This is a genomic window from Actinomyces gerencseriae DSM 6844, assembly GCF_000429265.1.
GTDB classification, from domain to species: Bacteria; Actinomycetota; Actinomycetes; order Actinomycetales; family Actinomycetaceae; genus Actinomyces; species Actinomyces gerencseriae.
Genome location: NZ_AUBN01000015.1, coordinates 1 through 18,388, shown reverse-complemented (window position 1 = coordinate 18,388; position 18,388 = coordinate 1). Strand labels below are relative to the sequence as shown.

13 protein-coding genes, 2 tRNA genes and 2 pseudogenes are annotated in these 18,388 nt (G+C 67.7%); 7 read left to right on the top strand and 10 right to left on the bottom strand.

Translation table 11 applies throughout. The features are described 5' to 3' along the window. Positions 1-11 precede the first annotated feature (11 nt). Positions 12-2,765, bottom strand: coding sequence for a pyruvate dehydrogenase (acetyl-transferring), homodimeric type (gene aceE / locus G448_RS0107560; RefSeq protein WP_026407496.1), 2,754 nt, complete (start codon positions 2,763-2,765; stop codon positions 12-14). Between the two features lie 364 nt (positions 2,766-3,129). Between aceE and G448_RS0107555 the strand changes: the two genes are divergently transcribed. Next, the gene (locus tag G448_RS0107555; protein ID WP_026407495.1) at positions 3,130-3,534 is read left to right on the top strand and encodes a DUF3052 domain-containing protein; all 405 of its coding nucleotides are present in this window, start codon (positions 3,130-3,132) and stop codon (positions 3,532-3,534) included. 94 nt (positions 3,535-3,628) lie between these two features. Next, positions 3,629-3,704, top strand: a tRNA-Val gene (locus G448_RS0107550). Between the two features lie 65 nt (positions 3,705-3,769). Here G448_RS0107550 and G448_RS0107545 read toward each other — a convergent pair. Continuing rightward, positions 3,770-4,288: an HXXEE domain-containing protein gene (locus tag G448_RS0107545; RefSeq protein WP_026407494.1), complete on the bottom strand. Its 519-nt coding sequence runs from the start codon at positions 4,286-4,288 to the stop codon at positions 3,770-3,772. 15 nt (positions 4,289-4,303) lie between these two features. After that, positions 4,304-6,301: a helicase HerA-like domain-containing protein gene (locus tag G448_RS0107540; RefSeq protein WP_026407493.1), complete on the bottom strand. Its 1,998-nt coding sequence runs from the start codon at positions 6,299-6,301 to the stop codon at positions 4,304-4,306. A 351-nt stretch (positions 6,302-6,652) separates the two neighbouring features. Between G448_RS0107540 and G448_RS17035 the strand changes: the two genes are divergently transcribed. The 3 genes and pseudogenes from G448_RS17035 (at position 6,653) to G448_RS17535 (ending at position 9,252) form a co-directional block, all read left to right on the top strand. Beyond that, positions 6,653-7,276 (top strand): DUF6318 family protein, encoded by a 624-nt coding sequence (locus G448_RS17035; protein ID WP_245572245.1) that lies wholly within the window; start codon positions 6,653-6,655, stop codon positions 7,274-7,276. Further along, positions 7,273-8,127 carry a hypothetical protein gene (locus G448_RS18790; protein WP_245572244.1) on the top strand — a complete coding sequence of 285 codons (855 nt, stop codon included), beginning with the start codon at positions 7,273-7,275 and terminating at the stop codon, positions 8,125-8,127. Before G448_RS17035 ends, G448_RS18790 begins: the two co-directional genes overlap by 4 nt. A gap of 51 nt (positions 8,128-8,178) precedes the next feature. Further along, positions 8,179-9,252, top strand: a pseudogene (locus tag G448_RS17535) (IS630 family transposase). Between the two features lie 468 nt (positions 9,253-9,720). Here G448_RS17535 and G448_RS17530 read toward each other — a convergent pair. The 6 genes from G448_RS17530 to G448_RS0107500 all read right to left on the bottom strand — a co-directional run bounded on the left by G448_RS17530 (position 9,721) and on the right by G448_RS0107500 (position 17,029). Then, the gene (locus tag G448_RS17530; protein WP_084436484.1) at positions 9,721-10,425 is read right to left on the bottom strand and encodes a hypothetical protein; all 705 of its coding nucleotides are present in this window, start codon (positions 10,423-10,425) and stop codon (positions 9,721-9,723) included. Positions 10,426-10,736: 311 nt separating this feature from the next. After that, complete coding sequence (locus G448_RS0107520) at positions 10,737-11,807, bottom strand: glycosyltransferase (RefSeq protein ID WP_026407490.1); 1,071 nt, start codon at positions 11,805-11,807, stop codon at positions 10,737-10,739. Then, positions 11,804-14,305, bottom strand: a complete 2,502-nt coding sequence (locus tag G448_RS15635) for a sodium-translocating pyrophosphatase (RefSeq protein WP_051268728.1) — start codon at positions 14,303-14,305, stop codon at positions 11,804-11,806. Before G448_RS15635 ends, G448_RS0107520 begins: the two co-directional genes overlap by 4 nt. Positions 14,306-14,401: 96 nt before the next feature. After that, positions 14,402-14,806: a MerR family transcriptional regulator gene (locus tag G448_RS0107510; RefSeq protein ID WP_026407489.1), complete on the bottom strand. Its 405-nt coding sequence runs from the start codon at positions 14,804-14,806 to the stop codon at positions 14,402-14,404. Next, complete coding sequence (locus tag G448_RS0107505; protein WP_051268726.1) at positions 14,803-15,777, bottom strand: aldo/keto reductase; 975 nt, start codon at positions 15,775-15,777, stop codon at positions 14,803-14,805. Before G448_RS0107505 ends, G448_RS0107510 begins: the two co-directional genes overlap by 4 nt. Before the next feature lie 76 nt (positions 15,778-15,853). Further along, the gene (locus G448_RS0107500; RefSeq protein ID WP_026407487.1) at positions 15,854-17,029 is read right to left on the bottom strand and encodes an aminotransferase class I/II-fold pyridoxal phosphate-dependent enzyme; all 1,176 of its coding nucleotides are present in this window, start codon (positions 17,027-17,029) and stop codon (positions 15,854-15,856) included. Positions 17,030-17,189: 160 nt separating this feature from the next. Here G448_RS0107500 and G448_RS0107495 point away from each other — a divergent pair. Together G448_RS0107495 and G448_RS19195 are read left to right on the top strand one after the other, a co-directional pair. Then, positions 17,190-17,280, top strand: a tRNA-Ile gene (locus tag G448_RS0107495). A gap of 202 nt (positions 17,281-17,482) precedes the next feature. Next, positions 17,483-17,692: a hypothetical protein gene (locus tag G448_RS19195; RefSeq protein WP_425393642.1), complete on the top strand. Its 210-nt coding sequence runs from the start codon at positions 17,483-17,485 to the stop codon at positions 17,690-17,692. A 17-nt stretch (positions 17,693-17,709) separates the two neighbouring features. On the opposite strand, the pseudogene G448_RS19190 reads toward G448_RS19195, so the two are convergent. Then, positions 17,710-18,090, bottom strand: a pseudogene (locus G448_RS19190) (helix-turn-helix domain-containing protein); the annotation flags it as partial. Positions 18,091-18,388: the final 298 nt, after the last annotated feature.

Here is an 18,388-nt window from a genome sequence, read left to right as displayed (position 1 = left end):
CCGCCGTCGGCTCAGGACTCGCCGCCCTGGGCGCCGGATCTCCCGGCGTTCACGTTGCTCAGGTCGTAGCGGTCCACAGCGTGCTGCAGCACCGAGCGGCTGAGCATGCCGTCGTCGGCCAGTGCCTGGAGCGCCTTGACGACCACGGAGTCCGCGTCGATGAGGTAGTGGCGGCGGGCCGCGGCGCGCGTGTCGGAGAAGCCGAAGCCGTCGGCGCCCAGCACGTGGTAGCTGCCGGGGACCCATGGCCGGATGAGGTCGGGAACCGCGTGGTCGTAGTCGCTGGTGGCGATGAAGGGCCCCTGCGCACTCGCGAGCCTGCTGGTGAGATAGGGGACGCCTCGGGGGCCCGAGGGGTTGAGGAAGTTGTCCCTGTCGACCGCCAGCGCCTCGCGGCGCAGCTCGCCCCAGGACGTCACGGACCACACCGAGGCGCGCACGCCCCAGTCCTGGGTCAGGATGCGGCGGGCCTCCAGGGCCCATGGCACGCCGACACCGGAGGCGAGCAGCTGGACCTCCGGCCCGTCGCTCTCGGGGGCGCCGGCGATCCTGTGGATGCCCTTGATGATGCCCTCGACATCGACGTCGGCCGGCTCGGCGGGCTGGACCATGGGCTCGTTGTAGACCGTGAGGTAGTACATGATGTTGCGGTCCCGACCCGAGTCCGGCCCGTACCAGCGGTCCAGGGCGTCGCGCACGATGTGGCGGATCTCGTAGGCGTAGGCCGGGTCGTAGGAGGCGAAGGCCTCGTTGGTCCAGGAGATGAGCGGGGAGTGCCCGTCCATGTGCTGGGTGCCCTCGCCGGTGAGCGTCGTGCGGCCCGCCGTCGCGCCGACGACGAATCCTCGCGCGAGCTGGTCGCCGGCGGCCCAGAGCTGGTCGCCGGTGCGCTGGAAGCCGAACATCGAGTAGAAGATGTAGACGGGGATCATGGGCTGGCCGTGGGTGGCGTAGCTCGTGCCCGCGACCTGGAACAGGGCGGCGCTGCCGGCCTCGTTGATGCCGGTGTGCATGATCTGGCCGGAGTCGGACTCGCGGTAGGACAGCATCATGTCGGCGTCCACCGGCGTGTAGCTCTGCCCCTGGGTGTTGAAGATCTTCTTGGTGGGGAAGAGCGACTCCAGCCCGAAGGTGCGCGACTCGTCGGGGATGATCGGCACGATGCGGCGCCCGACGCCCTTGTCCTTGATGAGCTCCTTGAGCAGGCGCACGAAGGCCATGGTCGAGGCGACCTCCTGCTTGCCGGATCCGCCCTTGAGGATGCGATAGGCCTTGTCCCCGGGCAGGTCGAGCCGCTTGCCGTCGTCGCGGCGCTCGGGCAGGAAGCCGCCGAGCTGCTTGCGGCGCTCGAGCATGTAGAGCAGTGCCGGATCGTCCGGGGCGGGCCGGTAGTAGGGGGGCATGTAGGGGTCGGCCTCGAGTTCCTCGTCCGTGATCGGGATGTGCAGGCGGTCCCGCAGGCCCTTGAGGTCGTCGACCTTGAGCTTCTTCATCTGGTGGGTCGCGTTGCGGCCCGCGAAGTGGGAGCCCAGGAGATAGCCCTTGACCGTGTGGGCGAGGACGACGGTGGGCTGGCCCCGGTGCTCGGTCGCGGCCTTGTAGGCGGCGTACATCTTGCGGTAGTCGTTGCCGCCGCGCTGCAGGGCCCAGATCTCCTCGTCGGTCCAGTCCCTGACCAGCTCGGCCGTGCGCGCGTCGCGTCCGAAGAAGTGCTCGCGCACGTAGGCGCCGTCGTTGGCCTTGAAGGTCTGGTAGTCCCCGTCGAGGGTCTCCATCATGAGGTGCTCCAGGGCGTGGTCCTTGTCGGCGGCCAGCAGCTGGTCCCAGCCGCGGCCCCAGATCACCTTGATGACGTTCCAGCCGGCGCCCTTGAAGAAGGCCTCGAGCTCCTGGATGATCTTGCCGTTGCCCCGCACGGGGCCGTCGAGGCGCTGCAGGTTGCAGTTGATGACGAAGGTGAGGTTGTCCAGCTGCTGGGAGGCCGCCAGCTGGAGCATGCCGCGGGACTCGGGCTCGTCCATCTCGCCGTCGCCCAGGAAGGCCCAGGTGCGCTGGGCGGAGGTGTCCTTGATGCCCGCGCCGTCGAGGTACTTGTCGAACCACGCCTGGTAGATGGCCTCCGCCGGTCCCAGCCCCATGGACACGGTGGGGTACTCCCAGAAGTCGTCCATGCGACGCGGGTGCGGGTAGGAGGGCAGGCCCCGGCCGCCGGCGGGGCGGGAGCACTCCTGGCGGAAGCCGTCCAGGTCGGCCTCGCCCAGTCGGCCTTCGAGGAAGGCACGCGCGTAGTTGCCCGGAGAGGCGTGCCCCTGGAAGAAGATGTGGTCGCCGCCGCCGGGGTGGTCCTTGCCGCGGAAGAAGTGGTTGAAGCCGACCTCGTAGAGGGTCGCCGTGGAGGCGTAGGAGGAGATGTGCCCGCCGACGCCGACGCCGGGGCGCTGGGCCCGTGTGACCATGACGGCGGCGTTCCAGCGCAGCCAGCGGCGGTAGGTGCGCTCGGCGTCCTCGTCGCCGGGGAAGTAGGGCTCGTTCTCGACCGCGATGGTGTTGACGTAGGGGGTGGTCGTCTGAGCCGGGAGGCTGACGTTCTTCTTGCGGGCCTCGGCCAGCATCGACAGCAGGATGTAGCGGGCGCGCGGGCCCCCCTTGTCCTGGATGAGGGCCTCGAGGGATTCGAGCCACTCCTTGGTCTCCTCCGGGTCGTTGTCGGCGACCTTGGTCAGGAGGCCGTCGATCAGCGGCGTGGCGTCACTGGTGGGGCTCACGGAATCCTCTTTCCTCGCGTCTGCACGGTCGGGGCGGCGGGCCGACGGCGAACGGCTCTCCGGACAACCGGCGGTCGGTCGAGTCGTCGAACGCATACTGGGCCCGTCGGGGCTGACAGTCCCCAATCTAGGCCCTCCGAGCGGTCGTGATCCTCTCTCAGGGGGAAGAAAGTCCTAATTCACGTGTGATGTGAAACACTTGAAGTGGAGTGGGGTGTCGCGCCGACCGGTGCGGTGCGCATACGCTGAGATTGCGAGTGCGTGTTCGCTTGCGCATTCCGGCCTTCGTGCGGTGGGCTAGTCCTCACGGTCTCGACGGCGGGGCCGGTCAAGGGGCGCACGCCCAGGAAGGGAGCAGACCATAGTGACGAGCACAGCGGGCGGGGCCTTCGGCTTCGACTCGGGCCTCATCATCCAGGAGTTCGGGTATGACGACGACGTCGACGAGGCGCTCCGTCGGGCCGCGGAGGCCGAGACCGGAACCGGGCTCGTCGATGAGGACTACGAGGATGTGGCCGACTCCGCGCTCATCTGGTGGCGCCACGACGACGGTGATGTGGACGATCTGACCGACCTTCTCGTGGATGCGCAGGCCAATCTCGACGGCGACGGCGTGCTGTGGCTGCTGACGCCCAAGGCCCGCACGACGGGTGCGGTTCCCGCCTCCGATATCGAGGAGGCCGCGGGAACCGCCGGCATGCACGCGACGTCGGCGGCATCGATGGGAGAGCGCTGGAGCGGCATCCGCATCTCCAGCCGTCGGCGCTGAGCGGCTCCGGGGCCCGGGCCGCCGGTGCTCGGTCGGCCCGATGGGCGATGGGGGCCGCCTGATACTCTCGCCCCTCGCGGTCCTGCGAGGGCGCGGACCCGTAGCTCAGTTGGTAGAGCAGCGCGTTTACACCGCGGAGGTCGTCGGTTCGAGTCCGGCCGGGTCCACCATGGGTCCCTTGTACGACGCGCACGTGATCCGTCGCGCTGGGAGAGCGCCCGAGGCTCCCGCTGCGTCACACGGCTCTCGTGATCGCGGCGTCGACCCTGCTCGTCATCCTGAGAAGAATGCCCAGGTTCGTCATCAGCACGGCGCCGATCACGACCGTGAGGATCGCCAGCACCGGGTAGTTCATGGGGACCATGATGAACACGGCGCCCAGCGTCACCGCCACCAGCGGGAAGGTGACGAGGGCGGACCGGCTTCCCGGCGCCCAGCCGGGGAAGGCGAAGACTTCACGGATGTGGGCGAGGAGGTGCAGCGCGTAGACGATGGAGGTGGCGACGATCGTCTCCATCGACCCCAGAAGAATTCCGATCAGCAGGATGAGGCTCGCGACGATGAACTCCTCGCAGATCATGACGGCCACCGACTCGGTCGACGGATAGTTGCCGGCTCCGGCGATGAACATCTCCGTCGAGTACCGCCTGTCCCTGGCGTGCTCGTCGATGTATCGGCGAATGAAGATGATCTCGTCGAACTCGTGAACCATGAAGAGTGCGATTGTGATGAATGCGACGTTGCCTATGCTCAACGGAGCCTCCTCGCCTCAGCGCCTCCGCAGAGTGCCGAAGATGGAACGGGTGATTTCGCGGGTGATCTGGCGGCCCAGGCCGCCGATGGTCTTCTCGACCTCTCGGCGCCGGCGCTCGGTGGCCCTCTCCGCCTCGCGCTGGCGACGCTGGGTCTCCTTGACGGCCTCGCGCTCCAGGCGCTCGGCCTCCTTGCGACGCCGAGCCGCCTGACGGGCGGCCTCCTTCTCCAGGGCCTTCCGGGCGGCGGCGTCGGCCTTGGCCTGCTCCTTGGCGGCCTGCTCGGCGGCGCGCGCGGCCTCGGCGGCCTCGGCGCCGGCCTGGACCCGCTGGGCCAGCAGCTCGTAGGCGGACTCGTTATCCACACTCGTGGCGTACGTGGGCTTGAGCGGAGAGGAGGCCAGCACCTGGCTGACCGTGCCGTCCTGGGCCGGCCCCATGACGGCGGCGGGAACGTTGACGACCACCGGGGCCACCGGCGCCGGGCGCCCCTTCTCGTCCAGGACGCTGACGACGGCCTGGCCGGTCCCCAGCGACGTGAGCACCCGGCCGAGGTCGACCGGGCTGACCGGGAAGGTGGAGACCGCCTTCTTAAGGTTGACGGCGTCGGCCGGGGTGTGGGCGCGCAGGGCGTGCTGGACCCGGCTGCCGAGCTGTGCCAGGACCTCGTCGGGGACGTCCGTGGGGGACTGGGTGATGAAGACGATGCCCACGCCCTTGGAGCGGATGAGCCGCACCGTGCGCACCACGGCCTCCAGGAAGGCCTTCGAGGCGCCGGAGAACAGCAGGTGGGCCTCGTCGAAGAAGAACACCATGGTGGGCTTGTCCGGGTCGCCGACCTCCGGCAGGGTCTCGAAGAGCTCGGCGAGCAGCCACATGAGGAAGGTGGAGAACAGCGTGCCCTGGGACTGGATGTCGGCCAGCTCCAGGGCGGAGATGACGCCCCGACCATCGGGGGAGACCCGCATGAGGTCGCGCACATCCAGTGCGGGCTCGCCGAAGAAGGCCTCACCGCCGGCGGCCTCCAGGGCGGCGATCTCGCGCAGGATGACCCCGGCCGTGGCCGCCGAGACGCCGCCGATGGTCTTGAGCTCCTCCTTGCCTGCGTCGGTGTTCGTCAGGTAGTCGACGACGGCGCGCAGGTCCTTCAGGTCCAGCAGGGCCAGCCCCTGGCCGTCCGCCCAGTGGAAGACGAGTTGGAGGGCGGAGGCCTGCGTGTCGTTGAGCCCCAGGACGCGTGAGAGCAGGATCGGCCCGAACTCGGTGACCGTGGTGCGGATCGGGGTGCCGTTGATACCGGCGCCGGAGTCCGATCCACCGAGGTTGAACAGCTCGATGGGGAAGGACCGGCCCTGCCAGTCCTGACCGGTGGAGCCGATCCGGGAGGCGATCTTGTCATTGGAGGCTCCGGGCTCGGCCAAGCCGGTCAGGTCGCCCTTGACGTCGGCCAGGAACACTGGCACGCCGGCGCTGGACAGGCCCTCGGCCAGGAGCTGGAGCGTGCGGGTCTTGCCGGTTCCGGTTGCCCCGGCCACCAGCGCGTGCCGGTTGAGCAGCTCCAACGGGATGCCGATCGACAGGCCTGTGACCGCTGCGGGCTCGCCACCGGAGAGCGTGTCGAGGTAGGTGCCCACCGGCAGGGTGGGGGAGGAGAAGCCGTAACCGGAACGCACTTGTGCGGTGTAGGCGGCCTCCTCGGACTGAGGGGTCTCCGCCGCCTCCGGTGCGCCCCTCGCCGGTGGCTCATCCGTGGAGTCCGGGGGGTCGTTCGCGGCGGACTCGGAGGGCGCCGCGGGCTCGGCAGCAGGAGGCGCCGCGTCGGAATCGGACGACGCCGCCGACTCCACGGGCGCTTCCGCCGGAGCCTCTGGAACGGGACGATCGGCGGATGCGGAACCGGTGGCGAGCGCGGCATCCAGGGCCGCCTGGGCCGCAGCGGCTCTGGCCTCGGCGGCGTCGGCGGCGGCCCGTGCGGCCTCGGCCTTGAGTCGTGCGATCGCTGCGGAGTCGATCATGCCGTCATGATAATGCCGGGCGGGGGACGTCCGGGGATGCTCTTCGGGCCCGACGGCAACCGCCCGCTTCACGACGACCGACCCGCAGAAGCCCGCGGGCGCCGCGCGACCCGACGTTATCCACATGGGACTACGAGGATGGCGGGTCCTGGGGAATTGTCGGTACAGTACCGGCGTGGTACCAATCCGCGGTGCCTGATCCCTAGGGCCGATGGTGGCCCGTGTTCCCTGTTGCCTCGTTGTTGATGGTGGTGAGCGATCATGATCGCCTCGATCTCGTCTCCTCTCGATACGCGGTTCCCTGAGCGGAGCCCTTCTCCCCGCGACGGCTCGCGGGCATGGGTGCCGGTCGTGACACCGGTCCTGGCGCTGAGCCTGCTGTGGGCCCTGGTGGCCTGCGGCAGGGGCGGCGGCGTCGCTCAGGGGAGTGCCGGTCCGCCGGACTCCGCCGAGTCCGTGTCGGCCTCAGCGTCGCCGACGTCGGATCTTCCGGCGGACCAGGCCGCCGAGCGCGAGGCGGCCCTGGCGATGCCGGCCCCGCAGAGGCCGGAGAACATGGACGAGAACTCCTCCGAGGGGGCCATCGCGACCGCGACCTACGTCGTCCAGCTGTATCCCTACGTGTACGCCACGGGTGACCTGGAGCAGTGGAAGGCGATGAGTCAGCAGGACTGCCTGTTCTGCAACTCGGTGATCACCAATGTCGGGAAGCTCCACGAGGCCGGCGGATGGATCAGTCCGTGGACTCACACCATTACTCGGACCGATTACTTGGATCCCGGGCCCGACAGCGAGTACTCCCAGGTGGACGTCGTCTTCGACCAGGAGGCGTCCTACTCCTACGACGGCACCGGCGCCCCGCCGGACGTGAGTGAGCCCGCGACCGGCACCCTGCTCATGCTCGCCATGAAGTACGTGGACGGGCGCTGGGTCGTTCGAGGGGGACGGGTCGAGCAGGAGGAGCAGGGCGAATGAGAGGCTCAGCCTGGACCGCGTCGATCGCCGTCGCCGCGGCGGCCGTCATAGCGGCGAGCATGACCTCGCCCGCCACGGCCGAGGAGAGGTGGGGTGTTGAGACGCTTGACAACTCTGCAGAGTTTACACGCGCTCGTAAGTATGTGGTCGACCCGGATCCAGCACCCGCGGCGGGGATCGGGGAGGATTCTGCCGCCGAGGCCCCGGCGGATGGTGAGGCCTCCGGGGGCCAGGCCGAGTCCTCCATGGCGGCGGCCTATAGGCACTGCCAGACATTGAGCTCCGCGGTCGCCCGCGGTGCCTGCACCGGGGTGGTGATCGGCCTTGCCTTCGGCGCCCGGTCGGCTCCGGAAGAGGCTGCTGCTGCCGCTGATCCAGCCGGCGCCGCGGCGCCGGTGGTGATGACCTCCTCGGAGGTCGCCAAGGTCATGGCCAGTGGCTCGGGCATCGTGCGACAACCGCCCGGGTCCAAGGCGCTGGTGTCCAAGATCGTCATCGCCTACACCTCGGGGGACTCCCAGACCCTGACCACCACCATGGGCGGAGACGTCGTGACCATCGTGGCCACGCCCGTGTCGTACACCTGGGACTGGGGCGACGGCACCACGCTCACGACCAAGGATCCGGGGGCCGCGTACCCCGACCACACGGTCTTCCACGCATACTCCCGGACCGCCGAGGGCGTGGTCATCACTCTGACCACCACGTGGACAGCCACCTACTCGGTGGGCGGCGGGCCGGCGCAGCCGGTCCCCGGGACCCTGACCACCACCGACACCTCGGACCCCTTCGACCTCGTGCGCCGGATCTCCTACCTGACCGACGACGCCGAGGAGGCCCAGGGGCACTAGTGTCGCGTGTTGTTAGTTGTTTTGTGGTTGGTGTTTAGGATGATGAGGGGTATGGCGAATAGACCTGCTCCTGAACTGGTTCTGCGTGAGGGTGACCTGGAGGTGCTCGAGTCCTGGCTGCGTGCCACGACGGTGCCGGCTGGTTTGGCGCGGCGGGCGCGGATCGTGCTCCTGGCCGCTCAGGGGATGGCTAACAGTCGGATCGCGCAGGCGGTGGGAATCAGCGTCCCCACGGTGGTCTCCTGGCAGCGCCGCTACCAGGCCGGGGGTGTGCGGAGGCTGGAGGACGCGCCCCGCTCGGGGCGTCCCGGGCAGGTGCCTCAGGAGCGGGTCGTGGCCGCTACTTTGGCGCCACCTCCCAAGAGGTACGGGGTCACGCACTGGTCGAGCCGACTGCTGGCACGTCACCTGGGCATCGGCAACGCCACCGTGGCGCGGGTGTGGCGCAGTTATGGGATCCAGCCCTGGAGGTCGGGGACCTTCAAGTACTCCACCGACCCCGAGCTGGTGGGCAGGGTCACCGACGTGGTGGGCCTGCGCCTGGCGCCCCGGACAACGCCGTGGTGCTGTGCGTCGACGAGAAGTCCCAGATCCAGGACCTGGACCGCACCGCCCCGATGCTGCCCATGCAGCCGGGCGGGATCGAGCGGCGCACCCACGACTACACCCGGCACGGCACCTCCACCCCGTTCGCCGCCCTTCAGGTCGCTACCGGCCGCGTCACAGCCGCCTGCAGGCCCCGCCAGCGCCGTACCGAGCTGCTCGTCTTCCTGCGCCAGGTCGCGCGCGCCTACCCCGACGAGGAGCTGCACCTGGTGATCGACAACTACGCAACCCACAAGACCCCCGAGGCGCGCGCCTGGCTGGAGGCCAACCCCCGCATCCACGTCCACTTCACCCCCACCGGTGCCTCCTGGCTCAACATGGTCGAGATCTTCTTCTCCGTCATCGACCGTGCGGCCACCCGCCGAGGAGTCTTCACCTCCGTCAAGGACCTCAACACCAAGATCCGCGCCTTCATCAAAGGCTGGAACCAGCGCTGCCACCCATTCACCTGGACCAAGACCCCCGACGAGATCCTCACCAAATGCCAACCAAAAACAAACTAACAACACGAGACACTAGCGCCAAGTTTTCATCGTTGTGGTGCTGAATAGGGATGAAGATGTTCCTTTTCCCTGGGATGATGCGGATTGCTTAGGTCCGTGCATGACCAGGGGAGGAGCATCTTCGTGGTGGAGGAACTGGATTATATCCGCAGACGGGTGTGAAGTCCGGCGATGCGCCGCTGGTGGGGGTGGTCGGAATAAGGCTGCTGAATGAGGCAATCCGACCCGTCGGTATGGGCGTTTTAATCAATACCAGCGCATTGTCCACTCCATCGCATGAGAAAGAATTTCCAGCCTTGGAGTGGTTCGGCCGTCGTGACGGGACATGCAGCAAACCGCCCATCCGCATTCGGTGATTGACCCGAGCTGCAGGCAACAAGGCCGTCTTGCCGATTGTGAAAGATTGAGGTCGGTCTTGTTGAAGTCTTCCAATTGGAATGGTTCGACGACATTTGGATCCAGGGTCGTTGTCGCCACACTCCGTTTAGATTTCTGAGTGCGAAGGGTTGGTCTCAATGCGACCATTCTCGAATTCGTTCCAAGATTCTGGAGGTGGTCCTAATAGTTTTCGCGTGGCTCTGATGGTGAGCCATCCGAACGCGGCGTTCCCTCCGGCGCCGATACCCGCCCCGATGAACATGGGGACCTGCTTGCCTAGAACAAGTACTCCTTGCTTGGTGCCGTACTTCGTAATGAAACGCGGCCCCAAGATGGCGTTTGCTTTGTTAATGGCTGACATTGGGATGGTTCGAATGACGTTTTTGCTCCAGTGCGGGACTGTTCTCTTCGCCAGTGCATTGATGGTATTACATGCTGCTTTATCGCCGAGGAGAATCGCGGTAACCATGGTTCTACGGAGCTCGGTGTTGTCGATGCTATAGATCTCTAAGATCGACAGAACGTAGAGGATTGAGGCTTCGAGGTAGGCGGTGAGGTCTGCGAGAGCGGCAGGTACTTGAACTGCACCGTTGGGTGCGACAGCAGTAAGGCCTGCGCAGGCTCCGCTTGTGGATACAGTAGTGATATAGGTTCTGTTGATCGAGGTAATGATCTGGGCGGGTGTTTTATTCGGGTGGGCTCGACGAAGGCGCTGAAGGTTAGCGCGTGCAAGTGGCTGCTGTGACTTCAGAGCGTTGCCGTAGGCTGACGCTATAAGCGTCTTCGGGTTGAGTTGGGATTTGTGGGGCATAATTCATATTACCATTTTGGTCTGGATGCTCGCAATATCCGCGACATTCTGTCGCTCAGAACTGCGGGACTGTGGTCCTGCTGGTCCGGTGGAGGAAGGTGGTCCGGCTCCAGCGTTCTGTTCCTGGGCAATCTTGATCCTGGAATTAACGTCTTTTTGCATCGAGTGCGGCGCATAGCAGCGTTATCGACGCGGTACGGGATTGCAACCGGTTGTCGGCAGATCGGTCTCGACGAAAGAGACGACAGGGTGGCCGGGGAATGGGAGGCCGGGACGACGGTCGCCGGCTCCCGCCCTTTGTGGGCGGGGAGTCAGCGACCGAACCACTCCTCGACGCGCGCGACGATCGCCTTGTCGAAGGCGTCGTCGGAGTGGTGCTGGGCGATCCAGGACGAGAAGGACCCGCCCGCGGCCTCGTCCATCTGCCTGCGGCAGGCCTCCGGCTCCCTCAGCGCACGGGTGAGCATGGTCGCCGCCTCCGCGAGGTCCCGGTAGATGAAGGGGTAGGACGGCGGGACGAGAGCGCGTGCCCACTCCCGGTCGGGCAGGACACCGATGACGCCCGCTCCCAGCGCCTCGACGTAGAGCAGGCCGTAGGACACCTTGTCGGCGGTGGCCAGGAAGGCGGTCGTCCGCGCCAGGGCCTCCCAGTAGGACTGCCTGGTGGCGGTCAGCGGCCCCATCCACACCCAGTCCCGCTGCGAGATGCTCATGGCGGCCTCGGAGACGAGACTGTCCTCCTGCAGACGCATCTCGACCCTGAGCGGGACGGACCGGCGCACCTGTTCGAGCACTCGGAAGAACTGCTCCGGGTGCTTCCCGCGCGTGAGGTAGATCGACGGGTAGAGGACGATCGGCACGTCCGAGTAGGTGCGGGGCTGGATGTGGTCGAGCCTGAATCCGAGGTTCACCCAGGAGAGCGTGGACTTCTCGTACAGGTGCTGGGCCGTCCACTTCGCCACGAGCTCGCGCACCTCGTTGGCCGTGCGCCGGGAGTCCGCGAAGGTGGGGAACAGGGCGCACGACAGCGCGAGCGTCGCCGTGTGGACCCTGGGGGCGTTCGACGGCACCGGTCGCCAGACGAAGTTCATGATCCGCGGCTCCGCCACCGTTCCCGGCGCCGTGCCGGGGGCGCGGGAGAGGACCTGCCAGACGTGCGGGGAGTCCGCCGCGTCCATGTTGATGACGACGAGGTCCGTGGGATCGAGCCCTTCCAGGGGGACGACGTCGAACTCCTCGCTCTGCCTGGGAACGGGGGCGATGACGGTCGATTCCGGGAAGATCCTCAGCAGTCGCCGTACCAGGGTGTCGCCGGCCTCATGGCCGGCGATGCGTCCGGCGGACGAGATGTCGATGTCGTCGTACTTGATGGCGATCCTCATGACCGTGCCTCCATGGGTTCTGAGTTCTCCGAGTCCTCTGAGTCGTCCTCCGAGTCCTCCGCTCCGATCTCGTCGTCGTCGTTGGTGCGGGCGGGAATGCGCATGCCGTAGAAGGAGCGGTGGATGAAGAAGAGCGCCACGAGGAAGAAGGCCGCCGCCAGGACGTGCACCAGGGTCCCCAGGCCCTGCGCCTTGAGGCTGACGGCGAGCTCGACGGCGAGCAGACCGAAGAGAGTCGTGAACTTGATGATGGGGTTCAGGGCGACCGACGAGGTGTCCTTGAAGGGGTCGCCGACGGTGTCCCCGACGATCGAGGCGTCGTGCAGGGCGGTGCCCTTCATGTGCAGGTCGACCTCGACGACCTTCTTCGCGTTGTCCCACGCGCCCCCGGCGTTCGCCATGTAGATCGCCTGGTACAGGCCGAACACCGCGATCGACACCAGGTAGCCGATGAAGAAGAAGGGCTCGACGAAGGCCAGGGACAGTGTCGCGAAGAAGACCGCGAGGAAGATCGTGAGCATTCCCTGCTGGGCGTACTGGGTGCAGATATCGACGACTCGCTTGGAGTCCTCCACCGAGGCGCGCTCCGCTCCCGTGTCCAGGTGAATCGACTCCTTGATGAAGGCGACGGCCCTGTTGGCGCCCGTGGTCACCGCCTGGATGGACGCCCCGGAGAACCAGAAGACCACGGCCCCGCCGGTGATGAGGCCCAGGAGGAAGGGGGCGTGCATGAGGGAGAGGTTCTCGATGCCCCTGGTCAGGTGATCGGTCAGTCCGATGATGATCGAGAAGATCATCGTGGTGGCGCCCACGACGGCGGTTCCGATGAGGACGGGCTTCGCCGTCGCCTTGAAGGTGTTGCCGGCGCCGTCGTTGTCCTCCAGGAGGAACTTGGCCCTCTCCCAGTGGGGGAGGAGGTCGAAGTCTCGGTGCAGCTCCTCGTCGATGCCGTCGATGTCCTCGATGCGGGACAGCTCGTAGACGCTCTGGGCGTTGTCGGTGACGGGGCCGTAGGAGTCGACGGCGATGGTCACCGGGCCCATGCCCAGGAACCCGAAGGCCACCAGGCCGAATGCGAAGACGGCGGGGGCCGCCATGATCCCCTCCAGCCCGGAGCCGGACAGGAGGAAGGCCCCTCCCATGAGGCCCACGACGGTGATGCCGAGCCAGAAGGCGGAGAAATCGCCCGCCACGACGCCGGAGAGGATGTTCAGGCTCGCACCGCCCTGGCGCGAGGACTTGACGGTCTCGCGAACGTGCTGGGAGCCGGTGGAGGTGAAGACCTTGACCAGTTCCGGGATGAGCGCCCCGGCCAGCGTCCCGCAGGTGATGATGGTGGCCAGGCGCAGCCACAGCCCGCCGTCCTGTCCGCCCAGGACGAGCCAGGTGGACAGGTAGGTCAGCACGATGCACAAGGCACTGGTGAGCCACACCAGGGTGGTCAGGGGCGTCTCGAAGTTCATCCGGTCCGCATCGCCGAAGCGCGCGCGGCACCAGGCCGCGTTGATCCCGTAGGCGGCCCAGGCCGCGAGGATCATCGCGGCGCGCACCGTGAAGATCCACACGAGCAGCAGGGCCTGGAGCCCGGCGTCCGGGACCGCCAGGAGGACGAAGGTGACCAGGGCGACGCCGGTGACGCCGTAGGTCTCGAACCCGTCGGCGCTGGGGCCCACCGAGTCGCCCGCGTTGTCCCCGGTGCAGTCCGCGATGACGCCGGGATTGCGGGGGTCGTCCTCGTCGATCTTGAAGACGATCTTCATCAGGTCGGCGCCGATGTCGGCGATCTTGGTGAAGATGCCTCCCGCGATGCGCAGCGCGGAGGCTCCCAGCGACTCCCCGATGGCGAAGCCGATGAAGCAGGCTCCGGCCACGTCGGCGGGCAGGAGCAGCAGGATCACGAGCATCATGAGCAGCTCGAGGCTGATGAGCACCATGCCGATGCTCATGCCCGACCGCAGCGGGATCCTGTGCACGTCGTGCGGCTTGCCGCGCAGGGAGGCGAAGGCCGTTCGGGCGTTGGCGAAGGTGTTGACCCGGATTCCGAACCACGCCACGCAGTAGGAGCCGCCCATCCCGAGCAGGGAGAAGACGACGACGATGCCGACCCTGCCCCACCCGAAGCCGACCAGCGCCTTGTAGTAGACGATGATGACGGCGGTGATGAAGGCCCACAGGATCATGAGGAAGCGCCCCTGTCTCACCAAGTAGGCCTGGCAGGTAGAGTAGATGGTCTCCGCGACCTCCAGCATCGAGGAGTGCACGGGGGCCTCCCGCAGGCGCAGGAAGGTGACCGTTCCGAAGCTCAGGCCGAGCAGGCACACGCAGATGCCCACTAGGAGCAGTGCCCGGCCGCTCAGGCCCCCGGAGACGAGGACGCCGGACAGGTCCGGGAGCACGAGGTTGGCCTCGCCTCCGCCGACGTCGGGACCGCCCTCAGCACCGGGCGGGCTCGCCGTGAGAGCCGCGAGAGGAGAAGGGGGACAGCACGAAAGGAACATGGATCATCGCCTGGTTTTCGTCCGCTGTGTGGGTGCACCACTGACCGGGGAGAGTCTAGTCACTGCCGGGAGGGCGAACCAGGGGGCGGCGGGTCTCTAGCGGCCCTCGCCCGTGGAATCGGCGTCGAGGCGGGCGCTGTAGTCCGCGATCTTGCCGTCGACGACGCTCAGCGACAGGGCCAGGCGCGCCATGCGTTCGGTAATGGCCTCCCGATGGTCCCTCAGCAGTGCGAGGCGCTCGGGCACACCGTCCGGGTCTTGCTGCACGAGCCTGGTGAACTCGGCGATCCTGGCCAGGGGCATACCGGTGTCGCGCAGGTGGATCAGGACGTCCAGCAGGTGCAGCTCCTCGGGCCCGTAACGGCGCCGGCCGCTCGCGTCGCGAGCAGCCGGAGGAATGACACCTGCGCGCTCGTAGTACCTCAGGGCGTCGACGCTCAGGCCAAGATGCTCGGCGGCCGCGCTGATCGTGCAGTCGTGATTCCGGGCGCCGGTCATCATGCCGTTCCGCGTGCGCTCTCCAGGTCGGCCAGCACGGCCGCGGGCAGCGGGGCGCTCATCGCCCGCACGGCCGAGTCGAGCTGGGCCCTGGTGGACACCCCGACCACGGGGAGCACGGTCACGGCTCTGCCCGCCATCCACGCCAGCACGACCTGGCCCGCGTCCAGTCCCGTCGAGTCCGCCGCACGTGCGAGTGCGGCGAGCTGCGAGGCGGTCGCACCGTGCCGGTAGGCGTCGGGCAGTCGACGATCGTCCCGGGTGTAGGCGCCGCCGAGCAGCGGCGAGTAGCCGGCCAGACTGAGGTGCTGGCCGACGGCGAGGTCGATGAGGTCGTCATCGAGGAGCACGTGGGGAGACAGGTCCGCGCCGGGCGCGGCGGTCAGGTAGGTGAAGCGCTGCTGGACGACGGAGTAGCGCGGGCCGTCCGCAGCGGCGCGCAGTCCGGCCCCGAGTCGCGAGGAGGTGATGTTGGAGCAGGCGATCACTCGGGCCGTGCCGCGGCGGACCTCCTCCTGAAGGGCTCCCACGGTCTCCTCGATCGGCACCCGGGTGTCGTCGATGTGGGCGTAGAGCACGTCGATGCGATCGGTGCGCAGGCGCATCAGGCTGTGCTCCGTCTGCTCCCGCACCGCGGGCGCCGACAGGCCGAGGGCCTCGTCCAGGCTCCTGGTGCCCGGCCACGGGCGCGCGCCGATCTTGGTCGCCAGGACGACCTGCTCGCGAGCGCCGGGGCGCGCGCCGAACCAGTCGCCGAGGACCGTCTCGGACTCGTCACCGGTTCCGTCCTCGACCCAGAAGGCGTAGTTGTTCGCGGTGTCCAGAAACGTCGCGCCGGTGTCGAGCGCGGCGTCGAGGATCTCATGCGCGATGGTCGGGGCGACGCGGGTGCCGAAGTACATCGTGCCCACTGCCAGCGGCGGCACCATCAGGGCGTCATTCGGGCTATTACTGCCGAGTTCGATCGTCTCCATGCGAGCCAGCGTGCTCCCTGGAGCCCGCTCCAGGTCAAGTCGTGGGCACCGAGGGCGGACCGGGAGCGGGACTCGGTCAGCCCAGCGGGCGCACGAAGCCCTCGAGCCGTCTCATGCCCTCGGCGAGCTCGGCGCGCGACGCCGCGTAGGACAGGCGCACGTGCGTGTCCGCCATCGCGGGACCGAAGTCGACTCCCGGGGTCAGCGCCACGTGGGCCTCCTCCAGGGCCCGGGTGCAGAAGGTCGTCGAGTCCAGCCCCGTGCCCGAGACGTCGAAGTAGACGTAGAAGGCGCCGTCGGGCTCCACGGGCACGGGCAGCCCGATCCGCCTCAGGCCGTCCAGGACGATCCCGCGTCGCACCCCCAGCTCGACTCGCCGGGCCTCGCACGAGGCCAGAGCCTCGGGGGTGAAACAGGCCAGCGCGGCCATCTGCGTGGGCGTGGAGGCGCACAGGAAGAAGTTGACGGCCAGATTGTCGGCCGCGTCCAACAGTTCATCGGGAAGCACCAGCCAGCCCAGGCGCCACCCCGTCATGCCGAAGTACTTCGAGAAGCTGGAGACGATCACGGCCTCCGGATCGGTCTCCAGTGCCGTGCGCGCTGTGTGGCCCTCGGCGTCGGGGTCGGCCAGCGACAGGTAGATCTCGTCGACGATGCGCCACGCGTCACGCGCCCGCGCCTGCTCGCAGATGCGGGCGAGCTCGTCGAAGGGGATGGTCGTGCCCGTCGGATTCGACGGCGTGGCCAGCATGACGGCGCTCGTGGCCGGGGTCCAGGCCGCCGTCATGGTCTCGACGTCGAGCTGATAGCGGCTGGACGCGCTCGTGGGGGCCAGGACCACTCGGCCGCCGAATGCCTCGACGAGTTCGCGATTGCACGGGTAGCACGGGTCGGCCATGACGACGTCGTCGCCGTTCTCGGTGGTCAGGGCGATGGCCAGCAGCAGGCCCGCCGAGGCGCCGGCGGTGATGAGAATCCTGCGCGGGTCCACGCTCACCCCGTGTCGTGAGGCGTACAGCCCGGAGACGGCCTCGCGCAGGGCCGGCAGCCCAGCTGCGGGCGTGTAGGGCAGAGGGCGGCCGTCCATGGTGGCCCTCATGGCCTCGTGCACGCCGGGCGGGGCGCCGAAGTCCGGCTCGCCCAGGCTCAGCTTGGCCACGTGGGCGCCCGTCGCCTCGATCTGGCGTGCACGTGCGCCGATGGACATCGCGTGGAAGGGCTGGGCGCCGCGGGCGCGCTGAGCGAGTTTCATGGGCACTCCTGGAATGAAGGGAAGGCCTCGGCGGGGCTCTCGTCGACAGCGTAGGACGATCGGTGGGCCGCCTGTCCGGGGTGCTCGGGGTGAGGTACGGCGTGTCGTGCGGTAGGGTGCGGGCGTTGGAGCGGGTGGGCGAACCTCCCGGCTCTGGCGGGCCCCCATAGCTCAGCGGTTAGAGCAGCGAGCTTATACCTCGTGCGTGCCTGATAAGCACATGGTCCTGGGTTCGAATCCCAGTGGGGGTACCGGTAGATTCCTGCTCAAACCCACCCCAGTTGAAACAGACTAGGACGTCAAGACTCGGGTTTTGTGGAGGCCGGTTTATCTGGCTCCAGTGGTGGCCGGTTATGACTGTTCCTGGCGACCGTGGTTGGTGTCGGAGACCCAGGCGGCTTCGTACTCGGCGGGGGGGGGGGGGGGGGCGCATGCCAACGGCGGAGTGGGGTCGTGGGTGCGCCGCTCGATCCCGCCCGGCTGCATGGGCAGCATCGGGGCGGTGCGGTCCAGGTCCTGGATCTGGGACTTCTCGTCGACGCACAGCACCACGGCGTTGTCCGGGGCGCCAGGCGCAGGCCCACCACGTCGGTGACCCTGCCCACCAGCTCGGGGTCGGTGGAGTACTTGAAGGTCCCCGACCTCCAGGGCTGGATCCCATAACTGCGCCACACCCGCGCCACGGTGGCGTTGCCGATGCCCAGGTGACGTGCCAGCAGTCGGCTCGACCAGTGCGTGACCCCGTACCTCTTGGGAGGTGGCGCCAAAGTAGCGGCCACGACCCGCTCCTGAGGCACCTGCCCGGGACGCCCCGAGCGGGGCGCGTCCTCCAGCCTCCGCACACCCCCGGCCTGGTAGCGGCGCTGCCAGGAGACCACCGTGGGGACGCTGATTCCCACCGCCTGCGCGATCCGACTGTTAGCCATCCCCTGAGCGGCCAGGAGCACGATCCGCGCCCGCCGCGCCAAACCAGCCGGCACCGTCGTGGCACGCAGCCAGGACTCGAGCACCTCCAGGTCACCCTCACGCAGAACCAGTTCAGGAGCAGGTCTATTCGCCATACCCCTCATCATCCTAAACACCAACCACAAAACAACTAACAACACGCGACACTAGGTGCAGGCCAAAAACCGAATGCCATCCAGCGAGCCCCACCAGGAATCCTGACAACGACGGATCAATAGCTAATCCGGCGCCAGCAGTAGATCCGAAAATGGCGAACGCCTTCGCCAATTGCTCACCCGTGTATGCTTAAGCGAGCAGAGCACTACCAGCAGTCATCATCGCAGCCGCTCCGACACCCGACAGGCCGCGGACCACATCAAGTAACAAGATGTTGTTAGCCAGTACGCTTGTCAA

Coding starts and splice junctions, on each gene's coding strand:
- G448_RS0107520 (WP_026407490.1), bottom strand. CDS start 11,807: ATGAGGATCGCCATCAAGTACGACGACATCGACATCTCGTCCGCCGGA.
- G448_RS15635 (WP_051268728.1), bottom strand. CDS start 14,305: ATGTTCCTTTCGTGCTGTCCCCCTTCTCCTCTCGCGGCTCTCACGGCG.
- G448_RS17530 (WP_084436484.1), bottom strand. CDS start 10,425: ATGCCCCACAAATCCCAACTCAACCCGAAGACGCTTATAGCGTCAGCC.
- G448_RS0107540 (WP_026407493.1), bottom strand. CDS start 6,301: ATGATCGACTCCGCAGCGATCGCACGACTCAAGGCCGAGGCCGCACGG.
- G448_RS0107510 (WP_026407489.1), bottom strand. CDS start 14,806: ATGATGACCGGCGCCCGGAATCACGACTGCACGATCAGCGCGGCCGCC.
- G448_RS0107500 (WP_026407487.1), bottom strand. CDS start 17,029: ATGAAACTCGCTCAGCGCGCCCGCGGCGCCCAGCCCTTCCACGCGATG.
- G448_RS0107505 (WP_051268726.1), bottom strand. CDS start 15,777: ATGGAGACGATCGAACTCGGCAGTAATAGCCCGAATGACGCCCTGATG.
- G448_RS18790 (WP_245572244.1), top strand. CDS start 7,273: ATGAGAGGCTCAGCCTGGACCGCGTCGATCGCCGTCGCCGCGGCGGCC.